Origin of the sequence: Roseospira goensis (assembly GCF_014197795.1) — a bacterium.
GTDB lineage: Bacteria > Pseudomonadota > Alphaproteobacteria > Rhodospirillales > Rhodospirillaceae > Rhodospira > Rhodospira goensis.
This window is the reverse complement of the sequence record NZ_JACIGI010000061.1, coordinates 1-8374: the sequence shown is the minus strand read 5'-3', so window position 1 is coordinate 8374 and position 8374 is coordinate 1. Positions and strand designations below refer to the sequence as shown.

Sequence of the window (8374 nt, the reverse complement as noted above, 5' to 3'; positions counted from 1 at the left end):
AGGTCATCAAGCGGATGGCCTACGGTTTCCGGGATGACGCCTACTTCTTTCTCAAGATCCGCGCCGCTTACCCCGGAATTCCGTGATGAACCTGAAATATCGGCGAGCGCACCCTGGAGGGCTTCGGCCTCGGGCAAGGGTCGCGGGTCTGGCTCCTCCGCGAAGGGGTGGTAGCCGTAGAGCTGAAGCTCGTCGAGGACGATGGCGGTCGATGAGCGGTGCGTGGTGTCGGCGTGTTCGGTCATGGCGGGTCGTCTCCGGTTCAAGTGACCCGCGCCTCTCGCGGGCCTTCCCGGGCGACGGGAAAGCGGGGGCCGTTCGGGCCTGCACCGATCCTCGGATCGGCCGTAGCGCAGCGGAGGACGGCGGAGGCGGCGCCGTTTTGCCTCGCGATGCAAAGCCGAACCTCTGGTTCGGCGGCGGAAAACGGTGACGCCGCAGCCGTTGCGGGCGGGCTCCGCTCCGTCTCGCCCCTCTCGGAAGGCCCTGAGGCGCGGCTTCATGACTGGAGACGTGCCCGTGACGGATGCGCCGGCGCCATCCGTGCTTCGATCAGGCGGCGGAGGATGGCAGCAAGCGCTCGACGTCCTGCGGCGCGAGCTGGGGTCTCAAATGCGCCCGGAGATCGTCGAGGCCGAAGGCGCGCAGATCGTCGTTGGCGTCCTCGAGCCGGAAGGCGAGCGGCACGGTCTCGATACCGTCGGTTCGCGCGCGGTCGGCGAGCGTGTCCGCCGCCATGCGGCCCGCTTCGTCCGAGTCGACGGCGATGTAGAGCCGGTCGATGCCGTCCGGCAGCAGGAGGGCTGCGAGGTGGTTGGCGGACAGCGCGGCGATGACAGGCAGGTCGGGCAGCGCCATGCGCAGCGACAACATGGTCTCCAGACCTTCGCCGGCTGCGACCAGATCGTTCGCCTTGCCGATGTGCACGCCATGACCGAGGAGATTGCCCATCGCCTTCCGGTTCAGGTCGAGCGGCGCCTTGCCCGCAGTCACGGGATCGAGCCAGGTGCGGTGCAGCCCGGTCAGGTCGCCGCCCGTGTCGGTGACCTTGGCGAGAAGCGCGGGCCAAGCCTCTGGCTCCGTGTCGTCAGGCCCGTCCTCGCGCCAGTAGAAGCAGTGCGGATGGAAGCGCAGCGCGCCGATGGTCCGGATGCCGACGATGCCGCGTCTCGCGAGATAGCGTTCGGCGAGCGTGCCGGCTACGGACAAGCCCATCGCCCAGAGCCGCCTGGCCGCCTCCGGCGATCCGCTCGGCGCCTTAGTCAGCGGACTACGCGGCGGCGGATCGGGCCGCGGCAGGCTGAGGAAACGGCGCGCTTCGTCCAGCGCCTCGCCGAGCGATGAAACCCGCAGGTTCGCCGTGATAAGATCGAGCAGATCGCCGCGCTCGCCGGTGGCGGCGTCGGTCCACTTGCCCGCCGCGCCCTTACCGGATGACGGACCCGTTAGCCGGACGTAAAGACTGCGACCGGGCGTGTTCTCGGCGTCGCCGACGATCCAATAGCGGCCCTGCCTTCGGCCATTCGAAAGATAATGGCGGCAGACCGCCTCGGCCTCGCGTGAGAGGCGCTGTGCGATCTCAGGTGCAGTATTCTCCGTGATGAACTCCATGCTGCGAGCAGCGAAAAGGGCCTGCCGCGTCCGGCAGGCCCCAGGCGCGAGGGAGTGGGGGAACGCTCCCTCGTTTGGTGGTCGCCTCAGGCGAAGGCGGCGTTGGCGACCTCTTCATCTTCGGCCACCTGCACGGAATCGCCCATGGCCGTTTCGCCGTCCTTCGCCGCCGTCTGCGCTTCGCCGTCATCCGGCTCAGCGGTATCGCCGTCGTCGACGATCTCGAACTCCGGCTCGTCGGGTTTCTCGGCGAGGACCGGTGTGCGCAGCGGTTCGGGCAGCCAACCGGTGCCCGCGAGCAGTCCCTCGGCGGCCGCTACCATCTCCGGCTTTTTGAGGCGCGCGATCCGGTCGGCGTCGGTGTCGCCCTTCGCCTCGCGCACTGTGGCGAGGATCTGCGCCTTGGTCACCCGGCCAAGATAGCTGTCCGCCGTCGGCACCCAGCCAGCCGTGGCCATGTCGAGGCCCAGCGTCGCGGCGAGCACGCCCGCATGGGCGATCTGGCGCGGCTTGCGGTAGTGCGGCTCCTGGACAGCGTTGAGCGTCATCGCTACGCAGTGGGCGAAGAGCGCGTCGCGGCTGTCGCCGTCGAACGCCGTAAGCGCATCCCACAGGTCCTCGGCCCGCTTGGGCAGCGCCTTGGTCCAGCTCTCGATCCGCGCATCGACCGACTGCGCGTATGCCGTGTCGCCAAGACCCGGCGCCTGGGCGCCGAAGCTCGTGGAACGCGGCTCGATCTCGACGCAGCTTTCCTGGCCGTAGTGGTAGAAGAGCCGGAGCGTCATTGCGTGGAGTGCGGCGAGGAAGGCGACCTGCGGATCGTTCGCCAGCGCGTCGCGCAAGGCGATCGTGCGGTGCGCTGTCAGCTCGCAGACCAGCCGATCGGAGAGCGGCTTCGCGCCGTCGCCTTCGTCCTCCTCGTCGGCTTCAGCGATGGCATCGACACCGTCAGCGTCGGTATCGTCCGCGACCGGATCGACCGCATCGCCTTCCGCGGTCTCCTCGGTTTCCTCGACCGGCACATCCTCGGGCCGGACGTAGCCGCGCTCGACGCGCAAACGTCCCGACCCGTCGATGCTGACGAAGGCGCCCGCGATGGCGAGCTCTTCCGCCTCGAACCGGATGGGCCGGTCCTGCAACGCCTCCATCGCCGTCTCGATCTCGCCAAGCCGCGCATCGATCTCGTCTGGCAGTTCATCCGCCTCGGCATACTCGTCTTCGAGCTTTTCGTACTCGGCCTTGAGCGCGGCATAGGAGGCGTCCTCCTCGTCACTCATGGGCTCGGCCTCGCCGCGGATGCGCCGCATGCCGTAGGTGTGGCCGTATGGGAAATCGGTGCCGACCTCGATCCACTTCCAGCCCTCGGCCCGGGTGGCCTCGGCCTCCTCGTTCAGCTTCTCGGCGACCATGGTGTCGAGCAGCGCCGCGTCCTGCAGCCAGCCGCCGTCATCGGTCTGGAAGAGGTCGCGCAGCACCTCGCCGCCCGCTTCGACATAGTTGTCAAGACCCACGAACTGCGCCCGCCGGTCCGAGGCGCGAACCGCGCCCTCGGTCAGCATGCGGCGGATTTCGTAGGGCTGCTTCGAATAGTGCCTCTTCAGCGCGTCCCACACCTGCTCCTGGCGTTCGTGGTCGGGATTGACCGTGAACGCCATGAGCTGGTCGAGCGTCATCTCTTCCTCGGCATAGGCGTCGAGCAGCGAGGGCGCGACAGCAGCGAGCTTGAGCCGTTGCTTGACGACGCTTGCCGAGACGAAGAACGCTGCGGCGATCTCTTCCTCGGACTTCCCCTTCTCGCGCATCGCCTGGAAGGCGCGGAACTGGTCGAGCGGAGGCAAGGGCGCGCGCTGGACATTTTCGGCGAGGCTGTCCTCCTCGGCGAGGCCCTCGGTGCGCACGATGCACGGAACCGGCGCGGTCTTGTTCAGCCGGCGCTGCTTCACGAGGAGTTCGAGGGCGCGGTAACGGCGGCCACCGGCCGGGATCTCGAACATGCCGGTCTCCGCGCCGCTCTCGTCGAGCACGGGCCGGACGGTGAGGCTCGCCAGCAGCGTGCGCCGTGCGATGTCCTCGGCCAGCTCCTCGACCGAGACGCCCGCCTTGACGTGCCGGACGTTCGACTGGCTGAGCACCAGCTGGTTGAAGGGGATGTCGCGCGAGGCGCTGAGCGTGATCTTCTGTTGCTTGGACTTGGTCATCGGACTTCTCCGCGACGGGCGGCCAAGAGACACTCTCGGGCCTCCAAACCCGTCACGAAGCCACGGCCCACCTCTACCTCTAGGGAGCGATGGGCCGGGACCGACGTAAGGGGAGAAGCGCGACCCCTAAGCCGCGCGCTCCAGCAACGCCTTGGCGCGCGTCTCCAGAGCGAGGCGCTCGTCCTGCTGCGGCTTGGACCGCGCGAGGGCGGTAATGCCCTGGACGAAGTCGAAGACGCTCTCGGGCGGGCGGCCCTCCTCGGCGAGAACCGTCTCCACGATCTTCGCGGTCTGGGCTTTCGAGAAGCCGCGCTTCCGCAAGAAATCGGCGCGGTCGTCGTCGCTGCGGGCGACGATCTTCTCGCGAGCCGCGCGGATGCCCTCGATGAACGGCCGCGGCGAGGAGTCGGCGAAGGTCGCGAGCGCCGGGGCCGCTTCGTACGCGAAGCGGTTTGCGGCGTACTTCGAATGCCGGATCGTGATCTCCTGGAAGTCGTCGACGCCCCAGAGATTGCGGTTCTGGCAGACGGCGCGGAGATAGAAGCTCGCGATGCCCAGCGTCTTCGCGCCGACCTCGGAGTTCCAGCAATAGAAGCCTCGGAAGAACAGATCGGGCGAGCCGTCGGGCAGTGTGCCCGCTTCGATCGGGTTCATGTCGTCGACCAGGAAGAGGAAGACGTCGCGGTCGGAGGCGTAGAGCGTGGTCGTGTCCTTAGTCACGTCGACCATAGGATTGTAGACGCCGGTCGACCAGTCGAGTACCCCCGGCACCTTCCAGCGGGTGTCGCCGACGCCGTCGCCCGCGATGCGCTGGACCGCGGCGACCAGCTCGTGATCATAGATGCGGCCATAGTCAGGGCCGGTGACGGCGCGCAGTTCCGTGCGACCGTTCGCCACCTCCATCGTCTTGACCTGCTCGGCGCGGTGATTGGTGAGGCAGTATTGCAGGTTGATGCCGGCGAGCGGCGCCAGGAGCTGCCGCAGATAAGCCGCAGGCGCGCTAACCAGGCTCGCGAGTTGACCGAAGCTCCAATGGGTCGGCGCGACAGGCGCCTCGGCGCCCGGCAGAACGAGCGCCAGCCTTTCGGGATCGTCGCGATGGGCCTCGACGCGGATCGCCGCGCTCTCGACGGTGCGCGTCCGGCTGCGTTCGGCGCGGCCCTTCACCGAGGCGTAGAGCTCCGACAGGGAGAGGAACTTCTCGTCGTCGGGCCGGGAAAACCATTCCGAGGACACGCGGCCGTCATGGCCGCCGCGCGACGCATCGACTTTGTAACCGCCGCTTGCGTCGCGCCGGCCGTCCAGGATCTCAACATTGGTCATGGGATCATCTCCGCGACGGGCGGCTGAAAGCCTCTCTCTCAGCCTCCAACCCGTCACGGCGGAGCCGATGGGCCTCTTACTCTTGGGGGGCGTTGCGGGGTCTCCCCGCAGAAGGGGTCGGCCGAGACCTTGGCTCGGCCGCAGGGGAATGCTTTCCCTGCCAAATACCTTTCAGAGTAGAATATGAGACGTTCCGTTCGCAGGATTGAGCGCGCTTGACTGAAGCCGTCCAAATGGCGCGTTGGGCTCGATCGGCGATTGCCGCAAGCTAACTGCGTAACAGGCGAAGGACCGTGGAACAAGTCGCGCCGATTACCTGTTGTTGTTTTCCGGAGCACTTCTACGACGCCTATTCTCTTCAAAAATGCGCTCAAGAGCGCCAGCCTCGGCTCATGACATCTTCGCGAAAGAACCATCGGCGACGCGCCGTATCCGCTCCACCGGCACGGATCGATCTCTATGACTACTGCAAATTGCCGGAAGCAAAACCTCGTGGGCGTCCGGTCACGGACGACCTCTCGGAATGGCGAGTTATCGACGATTGGCCCGACGACGTTCCGGTCACGCCCGAAGAAGTCGACGTGTTCGAACGCTGGTTCGGCGATTTGCTCAACGAGATGTTCGGACCGGACTCAGGTCGAGAATGACCGGCGAAATCGCTTGCGTTGACTGCCTCAATGGAGTATACCCGAAATGGTAAGAGATGCCCCCGTCAGCGTCGTCGAGACGCCGGAATTCATCTCCGCGACGGGGCGCATGATGGACGAAGAGGAGCGCGCCCTGTTGGTCGACTATCTCGCCTACAATCCCGGCGCTGGCGATCTCATCCCCGGCACGGGCGGCGTGCGGAAGCTGCGATGGGCCTTGCCGGGCCGCGGCAAGCGGGGCGGTGCCCGCGTGATCTACTTCTTTCACAGCGCCGCGATGCCGCTCTTCGCCCTGACGGCCTTCGCCAAGAACCAGCGGGCCGATCTCAGCCAGGCCGACCGGAACGGGTTTCGTGACCTGACCGCCCGCTTGAAGGAAGCCTATCTCCAAAGGAGCACGTTATGAGTGGAAAGGTGGCGGAGAGCATCCGGCGCGGCCTCGAAGAGGCGGTCGCCTATGCGGAAGGGACGGCCGACGAGAACCGCTACGGCGTGCACATCCCGGCGGAGATCGACGTGAAGGCGATCCGCACGAAGCTGAACATGACCCAGGAGGAGTTCGCCGGACGGTTCGGCTTCTCGATCAAGACGCTGCGCCATTGGGAGCAAGGGCAACGCGCCCCTGAAGGCCCGGCGCGCGCCTATCTGCTCGTCATCGACCGCAATCCCAAAGCGGTCCAGAAGGCCTTGAGGAAGGCCGCGTGAACGCGCCGACGCCAACGGTGAAGCTCCGCGCGGCGCTCTATCTGCGCGTTTCGACGGCACGCCAGGCCGAGCACGATGTCTCGATCCCCGATCAGCGCCGGCAGGGCGAGGCGTATTGCGAGGCGCGCGGCTACGACCTCGTCGAGACCTATGTCGAGCCTGGCGCGTCGGCGACGAACGACAAGCGGCCCGAGTTCCAGCGGATGATGGAGGCCGGCACGGCTAAGCCCGCCGCCTTCGATATCGTCGTGGTTCACTCGTTCAGCCGGTTCTTCCGCGATCACTTCGAGCTCGAATTCTACGTCCGCAAGCTCGCGAAGAACGACATCAAGCTGGTGTCGATGACGCAGGAACTCGGCGACGATCCGATGCATGTCATGATGCGCCAGATTATGGCGCTCTTCGATGAGTACCAATCGAAGGAGAACGCCAAGCACACGCTCCGTGCGCTGAAGGAGAACGCCCGCCAGGGCTTCTGGAACGGTTCGCTGCCTCCGGTCGGCTACCGCGTCGTCGATGCGGAGAAGCGCGGCCAGAAGATGAAGAAGGTGCTGGAGATCGACCCGCTACACGCGGACACGATCCGGCTGATGTTCGAGCTGGCGCTCAACGGCCACGAGGGGTCCGGCCGGATGGGCGTCAAGGCGATCGCCAAGCACCTCAACGAGCGCAAGCTCTACACAAGGACCGGCGGCCGATGGGGCGTGGGCACCGTGCACCGGATCCTGACGCGCCGGACCTATATCGGCGAGCATGAATGGGGGAAGGCCTACAAGGACGGCACGCCGAAGGCGCAGGCCGAGGTGGTGACCGTGGCAGTGCCGCCGATCGTCGACCGCGAGACGTTCGATACGGTTCAGGAACTCTTGAAGAAGCGGCGGCCGATGGTGATGCCGGGCCGCGCTGTCAGCGGACCGACCCTGCTGACCGGCATCTGCTTCTGTTCCGACTGCGGCGGCGCCATGACGCTGCGCACCTCGGGCAAGGCCGCGCACTATCGCTACTACACCTGCTCGACCGCCGCGCGGCAGGGCAAGACCGGCTGCTCGGGTCGGACGATCAACATGGAACGGCTCGATCACCTGGTCGCTGAGCATCTGGAAAAGCGTCTGCTCAACCCGAAGCGCCTTGAAGACTTGCTGGCCGCGCATCTCGACCGCCGCGAGGAACGGGACACCCGTCGGCGCGACACAGCGAACGAATTGACCAAGCGGGCGGCCGAAGCGGAGCAGCGCCTCAAGCGGCTTTACGACGCCATCGAAAGCGGGATTGCCGATCTGGCCGACCCGTCCCTCAAGGAACGCGTGGCCGAGTTGACGGCGATGCGCGATCAGGCCCGCATCGATGCTGAACGCGCCAGGATCGCGATCCAGAATGTCGGACAGCATCTAACGCCACAGCACCTTCACCGAATGGCGGTCGCCGCGCGCCAGAAGATGCGTGGAAAGGACGGCGGATTTCGGCGCGACCATTTGCAGGCTCTGGCGCAGCGGGTGGAGGTCGCCGAGCGCGAAGTCCGCATCATGGGCTCGCATGACGAGCTGATCCGGGTGCTCGCCGCTTCCAATGGCGTAGAATCGGCGGCGAATAGAGTTCGCACTTATGTTCCAGGGTGGCGGAGGGAGAGGGATTCGAACCCTCGATACCGCTCATCACGGTATACACACTTTCCAGGCGTGCGCCTTCGACCGCTCGGCCATCCCTCCATATGCCCGCACGGGGTGAACCCCGCCGGGAGCGCCGCACATTATCGAACCCGTCCGGGCGATGCAATGCCCTTGCGCGAGCGCGTCAAGGGAATCGCATTTGAGAAATCGGGGTAGCGGTCGAGCTTGAAATGGATTCTGTAGGGGACTCCCTTGCATCAAGTGGGAGGCCCCATGTCCTGGT

The 8374-nt window shown here is 66.3% G+C and carries 7 protein-coding genes, 1 tRNA gene and 2 pseudogenes; 4 read left to right on the top strand and 6 right to left on the bottom strand.

Annotated features, from left to right (window positions below; genetic code table 11):
* The 4 genes and pseudogenes from GGD88_RS18010 to GGD88_RS17995 all read right to left on the bottom strand — a co-directional run.
* Nucleotides 1–245, bottom strand: a pseudogene (locus GGD88_RS18010) (hypothetical protein); the annotation flags it as partial.
* 307 nt (nt 246–552) lie between these two features.
* Nucleotides 553–1611: a DUF7146 domain-containing protein gene (locus GGD88_RS18005; RefSeq protein WP_184438082.1), complete on the bottom strand. Its 1059-nt coding sequence runs from the start codon at nt 1609–1611 to the stop codon at nt 553–555.
* An 86-nt stretch (nt 1612–1697) separates the two neighbouring features.
* Nucleotides 1698–3809 (bottom strand): ParB/RepB/Spo0J family partition protein, encoded by a 2112-nt coding sequence (locus tag GGD88_RS18000; protein WP_184438080.1) that lies wholly within the window; start codon nt 3807–3809, stop codon nt 1698–1700.
* A gap of 126 nt (nt 3810–3935) precedes the next feature.
* Nucleotides 3936–5132, bottom strand: coding sequence for a DUF932 domain-containing protein (locus GGD88_RS17995; protein ID WP_184438078.1), 1197 nt, complete (start codon nt 5130–5132; stop codon nt 3936–3938).
* A 293-nt stretch (nt 5133–5425) separates the two neighbouring features.
* On the opposite strand from GGD88_RS17995, the gene GGD88_RS17990 reads away from it, so the two are divergent.
* The 4 genes and pseudogenes from GGD88_RS17990 to GGD88_RS19015 form a co-directional block, all read left to right on the top strand.
* A complete protein-coding gene (locus GGD88_RS17990; RefSeq protein WP_184438086.1) occupies nt 5426–5779 on the top strand; it encodes a hypothetical protein in 354 nt (117 codons plus the stop codon).
* 109 nt (nt 5780–5888) lie between these two features.
* Entirely contained in the window at nt 5889–6185 is a 297-nt protein-coding gene (locus GGD88_RS17985) for a type II toxin-antitoxin system RelE/ParE family toxin (RefSeq protein WP_221237229.1), read from the top strand.
* Nucleotides 6186–6193: 8 nt separating this feature from the next.
* On the top strand, nt 6194–6484 hold the full coding sequence (locus GGD88_RS17980) for a helix-turn-helix domain-containing protein (RefSeq protein ID WP_246423863.1): 291 nt from the start codon (nt 6194–6196) through the stop codon (nt 6482–6484).
* Nucleotides 6481–7524, top strand: a pseudogene (locus tag GGD88_RS19015) (recombinase family protein); the annotation flags it as partial. The gene GGD88_RS17980 and the pseudogene GGD88_RS19015, both read left to right, overlap by 4 nt.
* Nucleotides 7525–7872: 348 nt before the next feature.
* Here GGD88_RS19015 and GGD88_RS19010 read toward each other — a convergent pair.
* Nucleotides 7873–8019 carry a hypothetical protein gene (locus tag GGD88_RS19010; protein ID WP_246423862.1) on the bottom strand — a complete coding sequence of 49 codons (147 nt, stop codon included), beginning with the start codon at nt 8017–8019 and terminating at the stop codon, nt 7873–7875.
* Between the two features lie 78 nt (nt 8020–8097).
* Nucleotides 8098–8190, bottom strand: a tRNA-Ser gene (locus GGD88_RS17970).
* Between the last annotated feature and the right edge of the window lie 184 nt (nt 8191–8374).

Excerpts from the sequence above, each read along its gene's own strand:
- GGD88_RS17995 (WP_184438078.1), bottom strand. The coding sequence starts at position 5,132 with ATGACCAATGTTGAGATCCTGGACGGCCGGCGCGACGCAAGCGGCGGT.
- GGD88_RS17985 (WP_221237229.1), top strand. The coding sequence starts at position 5,889 with ATGATGGACGAAGAGGAGCGCGCCCTGTTGGTCGACTATCTCGCCTAC.
- GGD88_RS19010 (WP_246423862.1), bottom strand. The coding sequence starts at position 8,019 with ATGCGAGCCCATGATGCGGACTTCGCGCTCGGCGACCTCCACCCGCTG.
- GGD88_RS18005 (WP_184438082.1), bottom strand. The coding sequence starts at position 1,611 with ATGGAGTTCATCACGGAGAATACTGCACCTGAGATCGCACAGCGCCTC.
- GGD88_RS18000 (WP_184438080.1), bottom strand. The coding sequence starts at position 3,809 with ATGACCAAGTCCAAGCAACAGAAGATCACGCTCAGCGCCTCGCGCGAC.